19 protein-coding genes, 4 tRNA genes and 1 riboswitch are annotated in these 21,394 nt (G+C 66.3%); of the genes, 9 read left to right on the forward strand and 14 right to left on the reverse strand.

What is annotated here, in order from left to right:
* Positions 1–121: 121 nt before the first annotated feature.
* The 3 genes from B7P44_RS05115 to B7P44_RS05125 all read right to left on the reverse strand — a co-directional run bounded on the left by B7P44_RS05115 (position 122) and on the right by B7P44_RS05125 (position 475).
* Positions 122–198, reverse strand: a tRNA-Arg gene (locus B7P44_RS05115).
* A 61-nt stretch (positions 199–259) separates the two neighbouring features.
* Positions 260–336, reverse strand: a tRNA-Arg gene (locus B7P44_RS05120).
* Between the two features lie 62 nt (positions 337–398).
* Positions 399–475 (reverse strand) — tRNA-Arg (locus B7P44_RS05125).
* A 130-nt stretch (positions 476–605) separates the two neighbouring features.
* Here B7P44_RS05125 and greB point away from each other — a divergent pair.
* Together greB and B7P44_RS05135 are read left to right on the forward strand one after the other, a co-directional pair.
* On the forward strand, positions 606–1,169 hold the full coding sequence (greB, locus tag B7P44_RS05130; protein WP_084901412.1) for a transcription elongation factor GreB: 564 nt from the start codon (positions 606–608) through the stop codon (positions 1,167–1,169).
* Positions 1,170–1,454: 285 nt separating this feature from the next.
* Positions 1,455–2,417, forward strand: a complete 963-nt coding sequence (locus tag B7P44_RS05135) for an IS110 family RNA-guided transposase (RefSeq protein ID WP_084901415.1) — start codon at positions 1,455–1,457, stop codon at positions 2,415–2,417.
* A 16-nt stretch (positions 2,418–2,433) separates the two neighbouring features.
* On the opposite strand, the gene B7P44_RS05140 is transcribed toward B7P44_RS05135, so the two are convergent.
* Entirely contained in the window at positions 2,434–3,579 is a 1,146-nt protein-coding gene (locus tag B7P44_RS05140; RefSeq protein WP_084901418.1) for a porin, read from the reverse strand.
* Between the two features lie 503 nt (positions 3,580–4,082).
* Complete coding sequence (locus B7P44_RS05145) at positions 4,083–4,349, reverse strand: hypothetical protein (protein WP_084906425.1); 267 nt, start codon at positions 4,347–4,349, stop codon at positions 4,083–4,085.
* Positions 4,350–4,745: 396 nt separating this feature from the next.
* Here B7P44_RS05145 and B7P44_RS05150 point away from each other — a divergent pair, with 396 nt between their 5' ends.
* Both B7P44_RS05150 and B7P44_RS05155 read left to right on the forward strand, forming a co-directional pair.
* Positions 4,746–4,949, forward strand: coding sequence for a cold-shock protein (locus B7P44_RS05150; protein ID WP_010091695.1), 204 nt, complete (start codon positions 4,746–4,748; stop codon positions 4,947–4,949).
* 143 nt (positions 4,950–5,092) lie between these two features.
* Positions 5,093–6,220, forward strand: coding sequence for an exonuclease domain-containing protein (locus B7P44_RS05155; RefSeq protein ID WP_084901420.1), 1,128 nt, complete (start codon positions 5,093–5,095; stop codon positions 6,218–6,220).
* Between the two features lie 37 nt (positions 6,221–6,257).
* On the opposite strand, the gene B7P44_RS05160 is transcribed toward B7P44_RS05155, so the two are convergent.
* A complete protein-coding gene (locus B7P44_RS05160) occupies positions 6,258–6,851 on the reverse strand; it encodes a chorismate mutase (protein ID WP_084901423.1) in 594 nt (197 codons plus the stop codon).
* 221 nt (positions 6,852–7,072) lie between these two features.
* Positions 7,073–7,219: a hypothetical protein gene (locus B7P44_RS37075; protein ID WP_010091699.1), complete on the reverse strand. Its 147-nt coding sequence runs from the start codon at positions 7,217–7,219 to the stop codon at positions 7,073–7,075.
* A gap of 198 nt (positions 7,220–7,417) precedes the next feature.
* Here B7P44_RS37075 and B7P44_RS05165 point away from each other — a divergent pair, with 198 nt between their 5' ends.
* From B7P44_RS05165 to B7P44_RS05180, 4 genes are all read left to right on the forward strand, one after another.
* A complete protein-coding gene (locus B7P44_RS05165) occupies positions 7,418–7,807 on the forward strand; it encodes a DUF2946 domain-containing protein (protein ID WP_084901425.1) in 390 nt (129 codons plus the stop codon).
* A gap of 118 nt (positions 7,808–7,925) precedes the next feature.
* The gene (locus B7P44_RS05170; RefSeq protein WP_084901428.1) at positions 7,926–10,295 is read left to right on the forward strand and encodes a TonB-dependent receptor; all 2,370 of its coding nucleotides are present in this window, start codon (positions 7,926–7,928) and stop codon (positions 10,293–10,295) included.
* On the forward strand, positions 10,283–11,542 hold the full coding sequence (locus tag B7P44_RS05175; RefSeq protein WP_084901432.1) for a sialidase family protein: 1,260 nt from the start codon (positions 10,283–10,285) through the stop codon (positions 11,540–11,542). Before B7P44_RS05170 ends, B7P44_RS05175 begins: the two co-directional genes overlap by 13 nt.
* Positions 11,539–12,021 carry a TlpA family protein disulfide reductase gene (locus B7P44_RS05180; RefSeq protein ID WP_084901434.1) on the forward strand — a complete coding sequence of 161 codons (483 nt, stop codon included), beginning with the start codon at positions 11,539–11,541 and terminating at the stop codon, positions 12,019–12,021. Before B7P44_RS05175 ends, B7P44_RS05180 begins: the two co-directional genes overlap by 4 nt.
* Positions 12,022–12,107: 86 nt before the next feature.
* Here the strand turns inward: B7P44_RS05180 and B7P44_RS05185 are convergent, their stop codons facing one another.
* The 4 genes from B7P44_RS05185 to pepN form a co-directional block, all read right to left on the reverse strand.
* The gene (locus B7P44_RS05185; protein WP_084901437.1) at positions 12,108–12,362 is read right to left on the reverse strand and encodes a GlsB/YeaQ/YmgE family stress response membrane protein; all 255 of its coding nucleotides are present in this window, start codon (positions 12,360–12,362) and stop codon (positions 12,108–12,110) included.
* 463 nt (positions 12,363–12,825) lie between these two features.
* A tRNA-Thr gene (locus B7P44_RS05190) sits at positions 12,826–12,901 on the reverse strand.
* A gap of 208 nt (positions 12,902–13,109) precedes the next feature.
* A complete protein-coding gene (locus B7P44_RS05195) occupies positions 13,110–14,123 on the reverse strand; it encodes a class 1 fructose-bisphosphatase (protein ID WP_084901439.1) in 1,014 nt (337 codons plus the stop codon).
* Positions 14,124–14,406: 283 nt separating this feature from the next.
* Complete coding sequence (pepN, locus tag B7P44_RS05200; protein WP_084901442.1) at positions 14,407–17,100, reverse strand: aminopeptidase N; 2,694 nt, start codon at positions 17,098–17,100, stop codon at positions 14,407–14,409.
* A 186-nt stretch (positions 17,101–17,286) separates the two neighbouring features.
* Between pepN and B7P44_RS05210 the strand changes: the two genes are divergently transcribed.
* Positions 17,287–17,982 (forward strand): DUF4136 domain-containing protein, encoded by a 696-nt coding sequence (locus B7P44_RS05210; RefSeq protein WP_084901447.1) that lies wholly within the window; start codon positions 17,287–17,289, stop codon positions 17,980–17,982.
* A gap of 49 nt (positions 17,983–18,031) precedes the next feature.
* Here the strand turns inward: B7P44_RS05210 and B7P44_RS05215 are convergent, their stop codons facing one another.
* The 3 genes from B7P44_RS05215 to B7P44_RS05230 form a co-directional block, all read right to left on the reverse strand.
* On the reverse strand, positions 18,032–18,604 hold the full coding sequence (locus B7P44_RS05215) for a TMEM165/GDT1 family protein (RefSeq protein WP_059483129.1): 573 nt from the start codon (positions 18,602–18,604) through the stop codon (positions 18,032–18,034).
* Between the two features lie 79 nt (positions 18,605–18,683).
* A riboswitch (yybP-ykoY riboswitch) is annotated at positions 18,684–18,822 on the reverse strand.
* Between the two features lie 72 nt (positions 18,823–18,894).
* Complete coding sequence (gene guaD / locus B7P44_RS05225) at positions 18,895–20,208, reverse strand: guanine deaminase (RefSeq protein WP_084901450.1); 1,314 nt, start codon at positions 20,206–20,208, stop codon at positions 18,895–18,897.
* 156 nt (positions 20,209–20,364) lie between these two features.
* Complete coding sequence (locus B7P44_RS05230) at positions 20,365–21,390, reverse strand: adenosine deaminase (RefSeq protein ID WP_084901452.1); 1,026 nt, start codon at positions 21,388–21,390, stop codon at positions 20,365–20,367.
* Between the last annotated feature and the right edge of the window lie 4 nt (positions 21,391–21,394).

Here is a 21,394-nt window from a genome sequence, read left to right on the forward strand (position 1 = left end):
ATGCCGGGTGATGGTGGAGTCGGCGCCAGTGACGTTCCAGATCCGGAACGAATCGGCGCGCCGCGATCGAACGGGGAGGGGCAAAGAAAAAGGGCCTTCCCGGAGGAAGGCCCTTCTGAAGTGGCGCGGCTGGCAGGATTCGAACCCACGACCCCTTGGTTCGTAGCCAAGTACTCTATCCAACTGAGCTACAGCCGCACGCAAAACGGTACAACTTCAACTGTCGGAACCTTCTACGATGGGAAGGCCCCCAAAAATATGGCGCGGCTGGCAGGATTCGAACCCACGACCCCTTGGTTCGTAGCCAAGTACTCTATCCAACTGAGCTACAGCCGCACGCAAAACGGTACTACATCGAACTGAAAGGGCCTTCGATTCAGAAGGCCCTCGAAAAAAGGTGGCGCGGCTGGCAGGATTCGAACCCACGACCCCTTGGTTCGTAGCCAAGTACTCTATCCAACTGAGCTACAGCCGCACGCAGAAGAGGGATTATAGCAGGGTCGCGTGAAAAGGGAAGTCTTATTCGCAAATTGTTGAGCGCGGGCTTGTCGGCCGGATCATCGTGTACCCTTGAAATATCCGCAATCCATGTTTGAACGTGCATCATGAACAAGGCGTTTGTCAAAGAGTCGGACGGCGACGACGACGATCTCGACCAGGCCCAGCCGGCGATTCCGGCGGGCTCGAAGAACTACATCACGCCCGCGGGGCACAAGCGCCTCAGGGACGAACTGCTGAACCTGATCGACGCCGAGCGGCCCGAAGTCGTGCGGCTCGTGTCGTGGGCGGCGTCGAACGGCGACCGCTCGGAGAACGGCGACTACATCTACGGCAAGCGGCGGTTGCGCGAGATCGATCGGCGCATCCGTTTCCTGACGAAGCGCCTCGACATCGCCGAGGTGGTCGACGCGAGCCGGCAGGAGAATACCGACCAGGTGTTCTTCGGTGCGACCGTCGACTATGCGACGCCGGACGGCGAGGAGCACACGATCACGATCGTCGGCATCGACGAAGTCGATCTCGACCAAGGTCACGTGAGCTGGATCTCGCCCGTCGCGCGCGCGCTGCTGAAGGCGAAGATCGGCGACACCGTCACGCTGATGACGCCAGCCGGCCCGCAGCCGATCGACGTGCTCGACGTACACTACCCGGAGCCGGGCGCGGCCTGAGCGCGTTCGCGTGCTGTGTCGTGCAATGAAAAAGCGCCCCGGCTGGGGCGCTTCGTCATGCTGCGGTCTGCGGCGGTACGGCGACGCTTGTATGTTCAAGCCTGACCGGTACGGTAAAGTCTGGGAGCAACCAGACTGAACCGTGTAGTTTGATTCGCGCTTGGGCCAATGAGCCCGTTTCTGAGTACAGAACGCACGGTTGCCGTGCTGGTCTTCCCGAAACCCGAACGGTTACCCGCCCCGATCTGATCGAGGGCGCATGCACAAGCAAGGGATCTGAAGATCATGTCTGCTTCCTCAGTAATGGTGGGTATCGACGTAGCCAAGGAGCACGTCGATATTGCGGTATTGGGCGCCGAACGCATTGCGCAGCGATGGGCTAACGATGCCGAGGCACATTCGGCCCTGGCAGCGGCCCTGCAACCCCTGAACGTGGCTCTGGTCGTCATGGAAGCCACGGGCGGCTACGAAGCGGCGCTTGCGTGTGCGTTGCAGGCGGCAGGCTTGCCGGTCGCCGTGATCAACCCGCGTCAGGCGCGCGACTTTGCCAAATCGATGGGGCGTCTGGCCAAGACCGATACGATCGATGCTCACATGCTGGCGGAGTTCGCATCGGTACTGGTTCGTCGCAAGGATCTGGCCAACTTCATTCGACCGCTGGCCGACACCCAGCAACAAGCGCTGGCCGCCATGGTCACACGCCGTCGTCAGTTGCTCGGCATGTTGCTGTCCGAGCGGCAGCGTTTGCAGCTGGCCATTCCGGTCGTACGCCCGAGCATAGAAGCCATGATCGACGCCATCCGCAAGCAGCTTGATGATGTCGACGCCCAGATGGTTACCCACGTCCGCGCGCACTACAGCGCACTCGACGAACTGCTGCGCTCGGCAAGCGGTATCGGCCCAGTGGCCAGTGCTACCTTGATCGCAGAACTGCCCGAACTTGGCCGGCTCAATCGCCGCCAGATCGCTGCGTTGGTTGGCGTCGCTCCGATGGCATGGGACTCGGGAACTACCCGGGGGCACAGGCGCATTCAAGGCGGACGGTTCGATATCCGTCGCGTCCTGTACATGGCAGCGCTCACCGCTTCGCGACGCAACCCCGCTATTGCCGCTTTTTATCAACGACTGATCGCCGCAGGCAAACCGCCCAAGGTCGCGCTGGTTGCCTGCATGCGCAAGCTCCTGACCGTGCTCAACGCCATGGTCAAAACCAGCACACCTTGGGACAGTTCGCTTCATTCCGCTTGACTCGCTAGACGGTTACTCAGAAGCGGTGGCGCAGGCCGGCCGTGACCGCGATCTGCTTGCCGGTGGAGGAAGCCGTGCCGACACCGTTGATGTACGCGCCGATCGGCAGGCCATCCGAATTGACCTTCTGGTATTCGCTCTGCAGATAGACGTCGGTGCGCTTTGACAGCGCATAGGCGGCCTGCAGGTTGAACTGGTGCCAGCTCGGCGACTGGCCGACGATGCGGCCGTCGGTGTACGTATACGAACCGGCGAGCGACAGTGCCGGCGTCAGCGCATAACGGCCGTTGATTTCATAGTTGTTGAAGCGGGTGCTGCCCGACAGGCCCGTGATGCCGCCCGAAACACCCGACTGGCCGGCGCTGATCGCGACGCTGTTGTTCAGGCGCGTCTGTGTGAACACGAAGCCGGCCGTTGCCGGGCCGAACGTGTAGTTCAGGCCTGCGCCCCAGGTGCGCTGACGGCTCGCCGCGAACGTCCAGTCGCCCGTGACTGCGCCGGGATCGCCGACCGCCTGCGACAGGCCGTTCACGTTGTTGTTCAACTGCATGTACGCGGCCGCGACGTTGAAGCCCATGAAGCTATACGACGCGCCGACGCTGTACGCACGGTTGTTCCCGAAATTGCTCGAATTCGAGAAGCCGTACAACGCGCCGAATTTCAGGCCGTTGTAGTCCGCGCTCTGGTACTTGACCGCGTTGTTGACCCGGAACGAGTTGTTCAGGTTGTCGTTGTCGAACGGGTGCGCGAACTGGGTGCCGCCATATTGCGTGCCGGTCAGCGACAGCGGGCCGAGATAGTCGACGACGCTGTCGTACTGGCGGCCCAGCGTGACCGAACCGTACACGTTGTGCGAGAGCCCGACGAACGCCTGACGGCCGAATTCGCGGCCGTTCTGCTTGAGCGTGCCGTTATTGATGCCGAAGCCGTTTTCCAACGTGAAGATCGCTTTCAGGCCGCCGCCGAGGTCTTCGGCGCCGCGCAGGCCCCAGCGGCTGCCGTTGACCGAGCCGGTCGATTGCTGCCAAGAGCTGTGGCCGCCCTGGTTATTCGTGTAGGTGATGCCGGCGTCGATCAGGCCGTACAGCGTGACGCTGCTTTGTGCGTGCGCGGCGGTCGCGAACACGCCAGACAGTGCTGCAACAATCAGGGTCTTTTTCATTGATTTGTCTCCACACCGGATGAGGGGAAGCGAACCTGTTGCTGGCCCTGGCGTGGCGCGTGGCTTCTGCGCTGACGCCGGACGGGCTTGATACCCTTTGTCTCAAAATTCAATTGCAGTGTAAGGAGCGGCTCCGCGCGGGGAGGTGGATACTTTAAGCAATACTGTATTTTGAATTTGGCAATGATGGGTGGGTGGCTCGGAAGCCCTGTCCATCAAGGGTTTGCTGCGTCGCGGCGAGAATGAGGTGTGACGCGGCAGCGCAGTCGGGCGTTGCGCTCCCGCGACAGCCGGCTATCCGGAGACGCCTAATGCGCGAGCGTCATTATTGTCGCTTCGGCAATAGAGGTTTGTGCGGAGCATGGATAATGAAAGGATGTTATGTCGCTATACTGCGATCTCTGCTTTCCGAAGCAGACTTTTTCGTTGACGGAAAAGATCTCCAAACCTTTGTCGGCGCGACCTTCCAGTCGCGCTTTTTTTTTGTCCGTCGGTTTCGCTTCCTATTGTTCGTACCAGCGGCGCCTGCGCCTGCCGGGCGGCGGCGCGTCCTTGGTTTCGGCCGGCGGCGGCGTGTACGTCCAGTCTTCCATCACGTAATGACGTGCATCGAGCGGCGACGCCAGCAGGTTCTGCCAGTGGTCGCCATGCCAGGTCGTATCGAATTCGACGTCGCAAGGCTGTTCACGTGCAGGGTCGGCGAGGGCGCGGGACTTCCGGCGGACGCGGCCGAGCCGGCTCGCGAAGCGCTTGATTTCGTCCAGCCACATGACTTTCTCCATCGCGTCGATGTGGCTTCAGCATCGCAACGTCGTTCGTAGTTCGCAACCCGTAGAAATACCGAGCATTTTACCGATGCGATTCGACCCCGGTAGGTTTTCCCCGGCGTGGATTATCGGTGAATCGCGCCTGGTAACAATGACATGGTTTAGTGCGAAATCCATTTACAGAAGCGGATCAGGTACCGATTCCAGTGGCAATAGCGTTATTTTTATAAAGCGTTCGATAAAAATCCACTTGACGCACCTGGATTTTCCAATTTATAAAGTCAGCACTCCGTCCTCGGGGCGGCGTATGTGGCTGAAATCAGATGCGACGCTTCGGGATTTCGGGAAACGGCTATAAAAAAATAGCTATTTTGATCAAATCGAGTGGGGAACGAAGGTATGGATACCGGTATCGTGAAATGGTTTAACGATGCTAAAGGTTTCGGTTTTATCACGTCAGACAATGGCGGTGAGGATCTGTTTGCGCACTTTTCCGAAATCAAGATGGATGGCTTCAAAACGCTGAAGGAAAATCAGCGTGTTTCCTTCGACGTGAAAGTCGGGCCGAAAGGCAAGCAGGCTGCGAATATCCAGGCGATCTGACGCGCCACGCATTGCCGATCACGTCCGAGCCCCCGCTTCGTCGGGGGCTTTTGCATTAAGGCGCGCAATCATCATGGGTTCACGCTGGCCGCGGACAGGCCTGCCGGTGCATACTCACGGAAGCGTCGCTTTCCTGTTCATTCATGTCCGATTCCCGTTCGACCGATCCCGCCTGCGAGCAACCGCTCGTCTTCGTCGACCTCGAAACCACCGGCGGCTCGTCTGCCGAGCACCGCATCACCGAAATCGGCGTGGTCGAAATCGGCCCGCTTGGCGTGTCGACGTGGACGTCGCTCGTCAATCCCGGGCAGCCGATTCCTCCGTTCATTCAGCAACTGACCGGCATTTCGGATGCGATGGTGCGCGATGCGCCGTCGTTCGCATCGCTCGCGCCGGCGCTGTTCGAGCGGCTCGACGGCAAGCTGTTCGTCGCCCACAACGCCAGCTTCGACCGGGGTTTCCTCCGCGCCGAGTTCGAGCGCACCGGGTTGGCATTCAATCCCGACGTTCTGTGCACCGTGCGCTTGTCGCGCGCGCTGTTCCCGCGCGAATCGCGGCACGGGCTCGACGCGCTGATCCAGCGGCACGGCCTCGTGCCGTCCGCGCGGCACCGGGCGCTCGCGGATGCCGACCTGCTATGGCAGTTCTGGCGCCAGTTGCACGAGACCGTGCCGCTCGAGCGGCTACGCGACCAGATCACCCGCACGACACGCCATTTCCGCCTGGCGGGCGGGCTGACCGAGGCATGGCTCGACACCGCGCCGGCAGGATGCGGCGCCTATGCGCTGTTCGGCGAAGCGGACGAACCGCTTTATGTCGGGCGCAGCGTGCGGGTGCGGCAACGGCTGCGTGCGCTGCTGACCGGCGAGCGGCGCTCGTCGAAGGAACTGCGGCTCGCCCAGCATGTGCGGCGCGTCGAGTGGCGGGAGACCGGTAACGAACTCGGCTCGATGCTCGTCGAAGCGCAGTGGATTGCGCGGTTGCGTCCGGCATTCAATCGTCGTCCGGCAGATGCAGCGCGCGCGGGCGCGGCGGCGCCGTGGCCGTTCGACGGCGCGGTCGTGTTCGAGGCGCAAGGCGAGCGCCTGCTATTCCACGTGATCGACGGCTGGCGCTACCTCGGCGCGGCGGAGACGCTCGACGCGGCCGCGCGGCTGGCCGTCGACGAAACGGCCGGGACGTTCGAGCCCTCTACTTATCGGCTGCTGCAGACGCACCTCGCACGCGGCCTGCAACTGATTCCGCTGGCCGCGCTCGCGGCCGCGGGTTAGGGCGCGGCGCGCCGATCACCGGCCCCGGCCTGACGCGTCAGCCGATCGCGCTTGCGCCGCCCGCTGCGCACACATGAGACAGCGCAGTGTTGAGCGCATGTGCATGGTTCGCGTCGTAGCGCGTCAGCGTCTTCCAGTTGGCGATGCTGCGCGCGAGCCGCATCTGGCAGTCAGGCGCGGCTCGCAGCGGCTCGACCTGTGCGAGCCCGGTCAACATCGCTTGCGTGAGCCGGTCGAGTTTCGGGCGTGTGCTGGTCGCGAGATCGGGCGGCGTGCTTTCAGGCGGCCTGGTTGCCCGCCATGTGGCGAACAGCGCGTTCTGCACGTCCTTGCTGGCCGCGATCTGATCCTCGAAGAACCGCCGGGCGAACGCCGGATCGATGCCGGCCTGTGTCGCGCGCTTTTCGACAGACGCGAGCAGCGCCGCTTCGCGCGGACGATCCTCGATCGGCTTGCCGTTCGCCCACTTCCAGCGCGCGACCGGCTCGGCGAGCGCGAGGCGCTGCGAGGCAAGCGCGACGAGATTGGTCAGCGCCGTATCGTCGCCGTCGGCGGCGGCGATGCGTGGCGAGGAGAAGAGGGCGAGGCCGAGCGCTGCTGCGGCGAGGCCGGCGCGAATTGCATGCTTCATCGGGATGAGCGGGAACCGGGCGAGCCGGAAGTGGAAAAACAGAAGAATAGACGAAGACAGTCGCGCGGCGTGGCGACGCGACAGAGGAATCAGCGGACGAACTGATCCGGCACCGTCAGGTCGTTGCGACCCGGGCGCGATGCGTACGGCTGCGGCAACGCAGCGATGAACCGCACGATGTCGGCTTGCGGCACGTGGCGGTTACAGAGCGGAACGCCCGTTCACTTCGGCGAGTACAGCTTGTGCTGCTCGTCGAAGAACGCCCGCACGTGCTCGGGCAGCTCGGCGAGGAATTCCACGCCAACGGGTTCCGGGTCCGGGCTCATCACTTGCTCCGGCGGCGGCATGCGGATCGGCTTTTCGTCCATGATCGTTTCTCCAACGGGTTCAATAATTATCAGCCTCGTGCACAGATTTATGCCAGCAACGAATCGTTAGATTTTGTCTCTGTTGTATTCGCGGCACATGTGTTTACCCCCGCGCTGCGATACCCGCCGTTACCGTCTGCGGAATCGGCAACGGCCAGGCTGCTTGCTATACTTGCGCGCACTTTTCCCTGGACCGCGATGAAACGAACGACGCGATGGATCGGCCTCGTCTGGCTGGCGCTGGTACTGAACGTACTGTCGCCCGTCGTCGGCTACGCGCGCATGGCGTCGAACGGGTCGGGGGACCTCACGCTCGAACTGTGCAGCGCGGCAGGCGCCCGCCAGGTCGTGCTCGCGCAATCGGGCGGCGATCGCAACGCGTCGTCGTTCGATCATGCGGGCGTGCCGCATTGCGTGTACTGCCCGGGTTTTGCCGCCAACGTCGCGCTCGGCGCAAGCCTGCCCGCGCTGCCCGGCTTCGTGCGGGCGTTCGCGGTTCGCACGCCGGCCGCGTCTCTTCCCGTCGTCACGCGCAGGGGCATCCGTCTCGCCCAGCCGCGTGCTCCGCCTGAAATCGTCCCGATCTGATTCCGCGCGCGCCTGACGGCGCGCTCCGCACGCGGCGCCGGCCGCGCGCCGCGCCGTTTCGGGCGCGGCGCGTGGCCGGCGTCCGGCGGCGTTCGATCACGTTTTCAGGAAACCATTCATGTCATTCACCGTTGCCGCGCGGCCGTCGCGCGGCCGGGTCGCGCTTGCCTGCGCGGCCGCTTTTGCATGGCCTGCCGCCTACGCGGCGCAGCCGGACGGCGAGCGCGTCGACCCGATCCAGGCGCAGGCCCCGGAGGCAAGCCGCGCCGCCGTGCCGGCGCATGCAGCAACCCGGCCCGCGACAGTCGCGGCCGCGGCCGGCGACACGCTCACCGCCGTCAGCGTGACCGCGCAGCGGCAGCCCGTCGACCCCGATACGCCGGCCGTCGTCGAATCGATCACGCGCGACCGGATCGACGCGCACACCAACGTCAACACCGAGGACGCGCTGAAGTACGCGCCCAACCTGATGGTGCGCAAGCGCTACATCGGCGACCGCAACGCGGTGTTCGCCGGCCGCGACTTCAACGAACTGCAGAGCGCGCGCGGGCTCGTCTATGCCGACGGCTTGCTGCTGTCGAACCTGCTCGGTTCGAGCTATGCGTACCCGCCGCGCTGGTCGCTGATCCCGCCCGACGACATCGCGCGGGTCGACGTGCTCTACGGCCCCTTTTCCGCGCTGTATCCGGGCAACGCGATCGGCTCGACCGTGCTGCTCACGACCCGTCGGCCGGAGCGGCTCGAGGCGTCGCTGTCGACGCAGTTCTTCACGCAGCGCTACCGCGACGGCTACGGGTTCGCCGACAGCTTCGGCGGCAACCACCAGACCGCGCGGATCGCGAACCGCGTCGGCCGCTTCTGGTTCGCGCTGTCGCTCGACCGCCTCGAAAACAACGGGCAGCCGATGCAGTATGCGAGCCCGAGCGCGAGCTACAACCCGAAGCTTGGCCGCGCGGTGCCGGTCACCGGAGCCGCGACCGACGTCGGGCCGAACGGCAAGCCGCGCACGATCGTCGGCGCGCAGTCGATCGAGCGCACCGAGCAGATCAACGGGTCGGTGCGGATGGGCTACGCGTTCACCGATCACGTCGACGCGACGCTCACGCTCGGCCACTGGGAGAACCATTACCGGCAGCACGGCGAGACCTTCCTGCGCGACGCGGCGGGCAACCCCGTGTACGGCGGCAACGTGTCGATCGGCGGGCAGAACATGACTGTTGCGCCGAGCGCGTTCGCGCCGCAGCGCGGCGACCAGGAGAACTGGCTGTACGCGCTCGGGCTGAACGCGCGGCTCGATTCCGGCTGGCGGCTGTCGGGCGTCGTGTCCGCGTACGACGTGTCGCGCGACGTGCTGCGCGCGGCGTCGACCGCGCAGGGCGGCCCGGGCACGCTGTTCCAGGGCGACGGCACCGGCTGGCGCACGCTCGACCTGAAGGCGGAAGCGCCGGAAGTGAAGGGGCATACCTTCACGTTCGGCTATCACTACGACAACTATTTCCTGCGCAACGTCACCTACAACACGGCCGACTGGCAGGCCGGGCCGACCACGTCGCTCGCGAGCGTCTATCGCGGCGACACGCGCACGCAGGCGCTGTTCGCGCAGGACGCGTGGCGCTTCGCGCCGGGCTGGCTCGCGACGCTCGGCCTGCGCTACGAGCGCTGGGACGCATACGGCGGCGCGCTCGGCAACGCAAGCGGCACGTTCGGCTACGCGGATCGCAGCGCGAATGCGCTGTCGCCGAAGGTCGCGCTGCAGTGGGATGCGACGGACGCCTGGCGCTTCCGCCTGTCGTTCGCGACCGGTACGCGCTTCCCGACGGTCGGCGAGATGTTCCAGGGCTCGATCTCGAACAATGCGATCGTCAACAACAACCCGAACCTGCGGCCGGAGAAGGCGATCGACTGGGACTTCACGGCCGAGCGCGACGTCGGCGTCGGCGTCGTGCGCGCGAGCGTGTTCCAGAGCGATCTGCGCGATTCGATCTACAGCCAGACGACGGTGTCGGGCGCGTCGACGGTCACGAATATTTCCAACGTCGATCGCGTTCGCGTGCGCGGCGTCGAACTGGCGTTCAGCGGCCAGAACGTCGGCCTGAAAGGGCTCGACCTCGATGCGAACGTGTCGGCGAGCAATGCACAGATCCTGTCCGACGCGGCGAACCCCACGTACGTCGGCTCGCGGTTTCCGCGCATTCCGCGCATGCGCGCGAACCTGCTCGCGTCGTACCGCTTCGACGAGCACTGGCTCGCGAGCGTCGGCGTCCGCTATTCGGGACGCCAGTTCAACACGCTCGACAACAGCGACGTGAATCCGGACGTCTACGGCGGCACCAGCTCGTTCACCGTCGTCGACCTGAAGGCGCGCTACCGCTTCGACCGGCACTGGGTCGCGTCGGTCGGCATCGACAACCTGACGGACCGCCGCTACTACGTGTTCCACCCATATCCGGGCCGTACTTTCTTTGGAGAACTGAAATGGTCGCTGTGAAATCGTTCGCGGCTGGCTGTGCGCTCTGGCTCGCGGCGCTGTCGGCCGCGGGCGCGCACGAGGCGGCGAAACCCGCTGATCCGCATGCCGCGCACATGGGCATGCAGGCCGCGCCCGCGCCGCAAAAGCAGCCGCTCGCGACGGGCGCCGCAATCGACGCGCGGCATCGGCTGTGGGTCGCGTGGGTGGAGGGCGAGCATGTGGTCGTCGCGCATTCCGACGACGCGGGCCGCACGCTGTCGGCGCCCGTCACCGTCAACGCGATGCCCGAGCCGGTTTATACAAGCGCGGAGAATCGCCCGAAGGTCGCGACGAGCCCGGACGGGCGCGCGATCTACGTGTCATGGTCGATGCCGCTCGATGCGCCGTACACGGGGATGGTGCGCTTCTCGCGCTCGCTCGATGGCGGCGCGACGTGGAGCGTGCCGATCACCGTGCACCGCGACCGGCAGATGATCACGCACCGCTTCGACATGATGGCGGTCGACCCGTCGGGCCGGATCTATCTGGCGTGGATCGACAAGCGCGACCTGGGCGCGGCGAAGGCGGCCGGGCAGGCGTACGACGGCGCGGCCGTCTATTACGCGGTGTCGCGCGACGGCGGCGCGTCGTTCGAGCCCGAGCGCAAGGTCACCGATCACACGTGCGAATGCTGCCGGATCGCGATGGCGATCGATCCGGCCGGGCGTGTCGAGGCCGCGTGGCGCAACGTGTTCCCCGGGCAGATCCGCGATCACGCGCTCGCGGTGCTGCCTGCGTCGGCCGATGCACCGGTCGCGCCGTTGCGCGCGACGTTCTCGAACTGGCACGTCGAGGCGTGTCCCGACCACGGTCCGGCGCTCGCGATCACGGCCGACGGCATGCGGCATCTCGCGTGGTTCGGCGTCGTCGACGGCCGTGCCGACGTGTTCTATTCGCGGATCGGTGCCGACGGGCGGCCGCTCGGCGCCGCCTGGGCGTTCGGCGCGAATCCGGCCGCGCCCGGCGAGCAGGCGTCGCATGCGGCGCTCGTCGCGCGCGGCGACGTCGTGTGGCTCGCGTGGAAGGCGTTCGACGGCGACACGATGCAGATCAAGCTGCGCCGCTCGGACGATCGCGGCGCGCACTGGTCGGACCCGCGCGTGATCGCATCGACGTCGGGCGCGAGCGATAACCCTCAACTGCTCGACGACGCGGGGCGCGTGTATCTGTCGTGGCGCACGCGCAACGACGGCTATCGCCTGATCGCAGTGGAGGGCGCGCAATGAAGCGGCTGTTCGTGCTGTCGACCCTCGCGGTCTGTTGCATGTCGGCGCTCGCGGGCACGCTGCAGCCGCTGCGTGCCGCCGATGTCGGGCGGCTGTTCGACACCGCGCGCGAGCGGCCGCTCGCGATCGAGATCTGGTCGCTCGACTGCGGCTACTGTCGCGAGAACGCGGCGCATCTCGTCGCGTGGCAGCGTCGTCACCCGGAAGTGCGCGTCGCGATGATCGCGATGGACGCGTATGACGAGAACGGCGCGGCGATCGAGCAGGCGCTTGCGCAAATGAACCTGCCGCCGCACGTCGCGCAGTACGCGAACGCCGACGCGATGCCGGAACGCCTGCGCGCGGCGCTCGATGCAGGATGGCGCGGGGAACTGCCGCGCACCATGTGGATTGGCCGTGATGGTATGCGCGATGCGCGCAGCGGGCTGTTGACGCCTGCCGTGCTCGACGGCTGGCTGCGCGGGACGCCGCGTCGTTGAGACGGGCGGCGCGCGGCGTTCGTGCCGCGCGCCGGTGAAGCGCACGCGCGCCCGCAGGCGCGCGTGGAGGGGCGTCAAGCGGATCGTCAGGCCGCTCGCCTGAACAGCCGGATCACGAACAGCAGGATGACCGCGCCGATCACCGCGATGATCACGGAGCCGATGAAGCCGCTGCCGACGCTGATGCCGAGCAGCCCCGCGAGCCATCCGCCGATGATCGCACCGACGATACCGACGATGATGTCGACGATGAGCCCGAAGCCGCCGCCCTTGACGAGCACGCCGGCGAGCCAGCCGGCGATCGCGCCGATGATGAGCCACATAATGAAGCCATGAGCCATGGTGGTCCTCTCCTGGTAACGAGTCGATATGTCCGGACGTCATGCGGGTACCGGCAACCCGGTATGGGCGGCGCGTCGCTCCCGCAGCGTCGCCTACGCAATGTAGCGCGATAGACGGGTCAGGATCGTTAAGTAATGTTATGCACCCCGATCAGGATTTTCCAAGGAATTTGTCAGTGCAAAGCGGGGTGTGCGCGTACCCGGTGCGAGCTGAAATCAGGGTGTAAGGAAGCTGGCGACAGCGAAGCAGTTGCGCCGATGCGGAGCATCGCGAGTCAAGCGCGATGTGGACAATGACTGTCGTTTCGCGCCGGGTGACGATGAGGGTGGGCGAAGGGCGGGGGAGGTGTGCAAGCGTCGAGGGATGCACGACATGACGCGATTCGCAGGTCGCGTCGCGCATTTTTCAGACCCGGAAAAGATTAAGGCCTGACAAGCGATTGCTTGTCAGGCCTTTGTATCTTGGTGCCGGAGATAGGAGTCGAACCTACGACCTTCGCATTACGAATGCGCTGCTCTACCAACTGAGCTACACCGGCAGCAGAGAAATGAAATTATATGGTGGAATCTTCGATCTTGGCAATAGGTTTTGCGAAAAATTTTTCAGCTTTTTTTCAGCTGCTTCGCAAAACCCCTGCTTCGACAGGTCTTCCGATTTCATTTCACCGCGATGTGACCCCGTAGAGCCGCATCGCGAGGCGCGATTGTACGTGCGCCTCGTCCGCACGTCCAGTGCTGCGGTGCAAATCAATTGCCGTCGATGTGATAGCCGGTCACGCGCTCGACTTCGTTCTTCGAGCCGAGGAACACCGGCACGCGCTGGTGCAGGCCGGTCGGCTGCACTTCCATGATGCGCTGCGTGCCCGTCGTCGCGGCGCCGCCGGCCTGTTCGACGATGAACGACATCGGGTTCGCCTCGTACATCAGGCGCAGCTTGCCCGGGCGATCCGGCGTGCGCTTGTCGGCCGGGTACATGAAGATGCCGCCGCGGTTCAGGATCCGGTGCACGTCGGCGACCATCGAGGCGATCCAGCGCATGTTGAAGTTGTCGCCGCGCGGGCCGTCCTTGCCGGCGTTCAGTTCGTCGATGTAGCGCTTGACCGGGTCGTACCAGTGGCGCGCGTTCGATGCGTTGATCGCGTATTCGCGCGTGTCCGTGGGGATCTGCATGTTGCTCTGCGTGAGCACCCACGAGCCGACTTCGCGATCGAGCGTGAAGCAGTTCACGCCGTTGCCGGTCGTCAGCACGAACACCGTCTGCGGGCCGTACACCGCGTAGCCGGCCGCGACCTGCTGCGTGCCGGGTTGCAGGAACGATTCCTCGGTGGCCTGCTTGCCGTCCGGGCAGCGCAGCACCGAGAAGATCGTGCCGATCGAGACGTTCACGTCGATGTTCGACGAGCCGTCGAGCGGATCGAACACCAGCAGGTATTCGCCGCGCGGGTAGTTCGCCGGGATCGGGAAGAACGTTTCCATTTCCTCGGACGCCATCGCGGCGAGGTTGCCGCCCCATTCGTTGGCGTCGAGCAGGATTTCGTTGGACAGGATGTCGAGTTTCTTCTGCACCTCGCCCTGGACGTTCTCGCTGCCGGCGGTGCCGAGCGCCTCGCCGAGCGCGCCCTTCGACACGTTGTAGCTGATCGCCTTGCACGCGCGGGCGACGACTTCGATCAGCAGACGCAGGTCGGCGGGGAGGTTGTTGGTCTCACGCTGCTGTTCGATCAGGAACTTGGACAGCGTGGTGCGGCGGGCAATGGACATGACAGACTCCGAGAGGCCAAATGAATCCTTGAATTGCCCCAATTTTACCCGCCGCGTCCCTGGCCCCACGGGCTTTTTTCGACCGGTTACACGGCTGGGCGGTCAGCGCGGCGCGATTTCCGGCAGCGCCGCGGCGCACGTCGCGCGCATCGTCGACACGCAATCGGCCGCGTCGGCATGAATGGGTTCCGAACCCGGCCCGGTCGGCGGACGCAAAAAAAGCCGGCGCCGCATCGAGCGGCGCCAGCTTCGTCGCGTGTGGCCGACGCGCAAACGGCTCGCGTCAGGCGAGCGCCTTCTCGACGATTTCGCGCACGTCGCGCGACTTCGCGCCGGCAGCGACCTGTTCGAGCGCGGCCTTCATCCGCTCGCGCAGCGCGGGCGTGAAGCGGCGCCACAGTTCGAGCGAGCGGGCGAGGCGCGCGGCGACCTGCGGATTGATCGCATCGAGCGCCAACACCTGCTCGGCCCAGAACGCGTAGCCCGAGCCGTCCGCCGCGTGGAACTGCGCGGGGTTCGCCGCGCAGAAGCTGAAGATCAGCGAGCGTGCGCGGTTCGGGTTCTTCAGGTTGAACGCCGGATGCGCGAGCAGCTTGCGGACCTTGTCGAGCGTCGGGTGCGCGGGCGTGCCGCGTTGCGCCGCCTGCATCGCGAACCATTTGTCGATCACCAGCGCTTCTTTTTCGAAGCGCCGGTAGAAGTCGGCGAGCGCTTGCTCGGCCGGTTCGTTCGCGCCGGCCGCGGCGGCCGACAGCAGCGCGCCCAGCGCGGCCGCGCGATCGGTCATGTTGTTCGCCGCGTCGTATTGCGCGCTCGCGACGCGCACCGCGTCGGCCGGATCTTCCAGTTCCGCGAGGTAGGCGAGCGCGAGATTCTTCAGCGCGCGGCGGCCGGATGCGTCCGGCGTCGGCTCATAGGCGCCCGGCGTCTGCTGGCCGTCGTACGCGGCGAGCCAGTCGGCGCGCAGCGCGGTCGCGAGCTGGCGGCGAACGAACTGGCGCGCGCGATGCACGGCGGCAGGATCCGACTCGGCCATCTGGTCGGCGAGGTAGGTTTCGGACGGCAGCGTCAGCGCGAGCTCGCGGAACGCGGGCGACAGCGCGTCGTCGGTCAGCACGCGGCGGAACGCGGCGACGAAGTTTTCGCCGAGCACGAGTGGCTCGTTTGCGGCGGCGCGCGCGGCGAGCGTCAGCAGCGCGCGGGTCGCGAGGCGCTGGCCCGCTTCCCAGCGGTTGAACGGATCGCTGTCGTGCGCAAGCAGGAACGCGAGGTCGTCGTCGCTGTAGTCGTACTCGACGATCACCGGTGCCGAGAAGTTGCGCAGCAGCGACGGCAGCGGCTGTTCCGGCACGTCGACGAACGTGAAGGTCTGTTCGGCATCGGTGAAGTCGAGCACGCGCGTCGTTCCGGCGGCCGCCGCCTCGCCGTCGAGGCGCAGCGGCAGGTCGCGGCCGTCGCGGCCGATCAGGCCGATCGCGAACGGGATCAGCAGCGGTCCCTTCTGGGTCTCGCGCGCGGCCGGCGACGCGTCGCCGAAGCCCTGCGCGAGGGTCAGCGTGTAGCGGCGCGCGGCCGCGTCATACGCGGTCTTCACCGTCACGCGCGGCGTGCCGGCCTGGCTGTACCAGCGCTCGAACTGCGCGAGGTCGCGACCGTTCGCGTCCGCCATCGCGTGGCGGAAATCGTCACAGGTGACCGCGTGGCCGTCGTGGCGCTTGAAGTACAGGTCCATCCCCTTGCGGAAGCCGTCGCGGCCGAACAGCGTCTGGTACATCCGCACGACTTCCGAGCCCTTTTCGTAGACGGTCATCGTGTAGAAGTTGTTGATCTCGACGTAGCTCTCGGGGCGCACCGGATGCGCCATCGGGCCCGCGTCCTCGGCGAACTGCAACTGGCGCAGCACGCGTACGTCCTCGATGCGCTTGACCGCGCGGGCCGCCGCGTTCGCGTCGTCGCCCGCGGCCATGTCGGCCGAGAACTCCTGGTCGCGGAATACCGTCAGGCCTTCCTTCAGGCTCAGCTGGAACCAGTCGCGGCAAGTTACGCGGTTGCCGGTCCAGTTGTGGAAATACTCGTGGCCGACCACCGATTCGATGTTCGCGAAATCGGTGTCGGTCGCCGTTTCGGGGTTGGCCAGCACGTACTTCGTGTTGAAGATGTTGAGCCCCTTGTTCTCCATCGCGCCCATGTTGAAGTCGCCGACCGCGACGATCATGAAGCGGTCGAGATCGAGCTCGAGGCCGAAGCGCTTCTCGTCCCAGCGGATCGAGTGGATCAGCGAATCCATCGCGTGACGGGTCTTGTCGAGGTCTTGCGGCTCGACCCACACCTGCAGCAGCTTCTCCTTGCCGGAGCCGGTTGTGATCTTTTCCTCGATCGCGACGAGCGTGCCCGCGACGAGCGCGAACAGGTAGCTCGGCTTCCTGAACGGGTCTTCCCACTTCGCGAAGTGGCGGCCGTCGGGCAGGTCGCCGGAATCGACCAGGTTGCCGTTCGACAGCAGCACCGGGTACGCGGCCTTGTCCGCGCGCAGCGTCACCGTGTACGACGCCATCACGTCGGGACGGTCGAGGAAATAGGTGATGCGGCGGAAGCCCTCGGCCTCGCACTGCGTGAAGAAGTTGCCGCTCGACACGTACAGGCCGGACAGCGTCGTGTTCTGGTCCGGCGCGCAGGCGCTGTCGAGCGTCAGCTCGAACGCGTCGGGCACGTTCTCGACGGTGAGCCCGTGCTCGTGCGCACGCACGGCTGCATGCGGCGCGCCGTCGAGCGACGCGCCGATGAATTCGAGCGCCTCGCCCATCAGTTCCAGGTGCGGGGCGGGCGCGGCGTCGGGATTGCGGCGCACGCGCAGCGTATTCCTGACGATCGTGCGGGCCGGCGCGAGGTCGAATTCGAGCGCGACGGAATCGATGAGGAACGCCGGCGGCGTGTAGTCGGCGCGGCGGATCACTGTGGAGGAGGCGTTGTCGGACATGGTCGTCGAGGTCGGTGGAATCGGGAACGGGCGCGCGGCGCGGGCCCGGCGAACCGGCCCATTGTACAAAGGCTTGAGTTTGCGTGCCGTGCGAACTTTTTACCGTTTCGGACAGTCGGCGTATTATCGGCATCCCGCTTGCTTCGCGCGACGCGACGGGCGGGTGACGGATTGACGAGGACGATCATGAGACGCGAACGAATTTTTCGCGGTGCGGTATGGACGGCGGCGCTGTGCGTGGCGCTGCTGACGGGCTGCACCAGCTATGTGACCACGCAGGTCACGGCCTTCTCCGACTGGAGCGGCAGCGATGCGACACGCACCTATGCCTTCACGCGCAGCGACACGCAGAAGAACAGCATCGAGCAGTCGACCTACGAGCCGATCGTGGCCAACGAACTGTCCTCGTATGCGTTCCGCCAGGTGCCGCAAGCGGGCGCCCGCTACCTGATCGGGCTGACCTACGGCATCGGCAGCGACCTGGTGGCGGTGCCGACGCCGGTCTATTACGACCCGTGGTTCCCGGGGCCGTACTGGCGGCGCGGACCGTGGGGCCCGTGGGGGCCTTGGGGGCCGATGCCGACCGGCTACGTGAACCAGACGTACCAGGTGTTCGATTACACGCTCGGCATCCGCATCACCGAGCGCGCGACGGGCAAGGAAGTCTATAACGTGACCGCGCGCACCACCGGCGACAACGGCGCGCTGCTGTACGCGATGCCGTTCCTCGCGCGCAGCGCGCTCGCCGATTTCCCGCTCGGCAACGGCGCGGTCAGGACGGTGCGGCTGCCGGTCGACAAGAAGGGCGGGCCGGCCGCGCCGGCGGCCAACGAGCGCGCGGTGTCGGCCGCGCCGGCATCGGGCGCGGCGGCGCTCAAGTAGCATGCGATGGCGGCGTCGCGGCTGCCGGCCGGCCGCGACGCCGCGCGGATCACGCCCCGACGCCGAACAGCGCGAGCGCGCCGAGCACGACGAACAGCACGGCCGCGATGCCGTGCACGACCTTCGTCGGCAGGCGGTGTGCGAAGCGGTCGCCGAGCAGGATCGCCGGCACGTTCGCGAGCATCATCCCGAACGTCGTGCCGGCGACGACGCCGATGTAATCCTGGAAGCGCGCGGCGAGCGCGACGGTCGCGATCTGGGTCTTGTCGCCCATCTCGGCGAGGAAGAACGCGACCAGGGTCGCGCCGAACACGCCGAGCCGCGAGCGGTTCGCGTTGGCTTCGTCGGCGTCGAGCTTGTCCGGCACCAGGATCCACAGCCCCATCCCGATGAACGAGAACGCGAGCGCCCAGCGCATGATCGACGGCGTGACGAGCGCGCCGAGCCATTCGCCGAGCGCGCCCGCGAAGCCGTGGTTGACGAGCGTCGCGACCAGCACGCCGAGAATGATCGGAACGGGCTTGCGGTAGCGCGCGGCGAGCACGAGGGAAAGCAGCTGCGTCTTGTCGCCGATTTCTGCGAGGGCGACGGCGCCGGTGGAGATCAGGAAGGCTTGGGTCACGTACGGGGTTCCACGGGCCTGTTGTTGTGCGTGCGAGCGACGATCCACGGCGCGCCCGGCCCTGATGCGGCGCACTGTGAACCATCGGTCTCGCCAGGCCTTCGGTGGCTGCGTCCGCCATGGCCGAACGGCCAAGTCTGTTGACGGACGCCTCCGTCACGATGCGCGCCGGTGGCGCGGGACATCGAGCGGAGCGGCTACTCCCCAATGAGGAGCGGATTCTAGCACGGCGCGCGCCGCGCGCAAAAGCGGTTCGGACACCGCATCGCGCGGCGCGCGCCGGCGTTCGGTCAGGCGCCGCGGCGCGCCGTGCCGCGCTCGTGCACGCAGCGTCCGGCCGCATAGGTCCGGTACACGGCCCGGTCGTCGCCGAGCAGTGCGAACGCGAACAGCAGCTCCTCGAGCGATTCCGCGCGTTGCGTGCGGCGCGCGAGCAGCGGCGTCGCCTGCGGATCGAGCACGACGAAGTCCGCCTCGGTGCGCGGCGCGAGCGTGCCGACCGTGTCCGCGAGGTCGAGCGCCTGCGCGGCGCCCGCGGTCGCAAGCCAGAACATCCGCGTCGCGGTCAGGTGATGCCCCGACAGGCGCGCGACCTTGTGCGCCTCGTTCATCGTCTGCAGCATCGAGAACGACGTGCCGCCGCCGACGTCGGTCGCAAGCGCGACCGGCACGCCGTATTCGCCGGCCTTGTCGAAGTCGAACAGCCCGCTGCCGAGGAAGAAGTTCGACGTCGGGCAGTGCGCGACCACGGTGCCCGTCTCGGCCATCCGGCGGCGGTCCTCGTCGTCGAGATGGATACAGTGGCCGTACACCGCGCGGCGGCGCAGCAGCCCGTAATGATCGTAGATGTCGAGATAGCTGCGGTGGCCGGGGAACAGCTCGGCCGCCCATTTCACCTCGTCGACGTTCTCGGCGACGTGGCTCTGCACGAACACGTCCGGATGGCGGCGCGCGAGTTCGGCGCACGCTTCGAGCTGCGCTTCGGTCGACGTCGGCGCGAAGCGCGGCGTGAGCGCGTACATCTGGCGGCCGCGGCCGTGCCAGCGGCCGATCAGTTCCGCGCTGTCGTCGTATCCCGATTGCGCGGTGTCGCGCAGGAATTCGGGACAGTTGCGGTCCATCAGCACCTTGCCCGCGATCATCCGCAGGTCGCGCGCGTCGCTCACGGTGAACAGCGCGTCCGCCGACTGCTTGTGCACCGTGCAGTAGACGAGCGCGCTCGTCGTGCCGCACGCGAGCAGCTCGTCGACGAAGAATTCCGCGACCTCGCGCGCGTGGTCGGGGTCGGCGAACTGCCGCTCGGTCGGGAACGTGTATTTGTCGAGCCACGGCAGCAGGCCGGGCGCCGGCGACGCGATCATGTCCGTCTGCGGATAGTGGATGTGCGTATCGATGAAGCCGGGCACGATCAGCTTGTCGCGCAGGTCATGCACGAGCGCGTCGGGCGGCAGCGTCGCGGCGAGCCGCGCGTGCGGGCCGGCCGCGACGACCTTGCCGTCGTCGACGATCAGGAGGCCGTCGGTCTCGTGGTGCGCGGCCTGGTCGGATTGCGCCGGGTCGCCGCTGAAGGTCAGCAGCTGGGCGCGGAAAGCGGTTTGCGTCATGACGAATGGTCCTGCGTGGAAAAAACGATCAGCGTGGTGCGAGCGGCGGCGTGGGGCGGGTTGCAACGGCCCGCGCCGCCTCGGATATCAATCGGAAAAGCGTTCCTCAAGGTCTGTCGCCGTGACCGCGGCAGTCCGCATTCGTCGGTCGCATCGTCAGGCGGCGTGCCAGTACGCGTCGAGGCGCGCGGTCAGCGCGTCGCGTTGCGCGGCGTCGACGAACGACGCCTCGAAGCCGTTGCGGATCACGGTGTGGACTTCCGCGTCCGTCAGGCGCAGCCCTTCGACGGTCGCGAAATAGTTGTCGTTGACGTAGCCGCCGAAGTAGGCCGGATCGTCGGAATTGATCGTCACCGCGACACCCTGGTCGAGCAGCGCCTTCAGCGTGTGCTTCGCCATGTCGTCGAACACGCACAGCTTCAGGTTCGACAGCGGGCAGACGGTCAGCGCCATGCGCGATTGCGCGAGGCGGTCGACGAGCGCCGCATCCTCGATGCTGCGCACGCCGTGGTCGATCCGGTCGACCTTCAGCAGGTCGAGCGCTTCATACACGTAGGCGGGCGGGCCTTCCTCGCCCGCGTGCGCGACGAGCTTCAGGCCGAGCGCACGCGCCTTCTCGAACACCCGCGCGAACTTCGACGGCGGGTTGCCGCGCTCGGACGAGTCGAGGCCGACGCCGATCAGGCGATGCTTGTACTGCTCGAAGAGCGGCAGCGCGGCGTCGAACGTCGCGAGCGCATCCTCTTCGGACAGATGGCGCAGGAAGCACAGGATCAGCCGGCTCGACAGGCCGCGCTGCTCCGCGTCGGCGAGCGCGCGCTCGATCCCCGCGACGACCGTCGCGATCGGCACGCCGCGCTCGGTGTGCGTCTGCGGGTCGAAGAACAGCTCGGTGTGGACGACGTTGTCCGCGAGCGCGCGTTCGCAGTACGCGGCCGTCATGTCGTAGAAATCCTGCTCGGTGAGCAGCACGCTCGCGCCCGCGTAGTAGATGTCGAGGAACGACTGCAGGTCGGTGAACGCGTACGCGGCGCGCAGCGCGTCGATCGAGTCGTACGCGAGCTTCACGTTGTTGCGCTTCGCGAGCGCGAAGATCAGCTCCGGCTCGAGCGAGCCTTCGATATGGATGTGCAGCTCCGCTTTCGGCGCACGGGCGATTTTCTCTTTGAATGTCGGGGTCATGGCG

The sequence above is a fragment of the Burkholderia ubonensis subsp. mesacidophila genome, assembly GCF_002097715.1.
Taxonomy (GTDB): Bacteria; Pseudomonadota; Gammaproteobacteria; order Burkholderiales; family Burkholderiaceae; genus Burkholderia; species Burkholderia mesacidophila.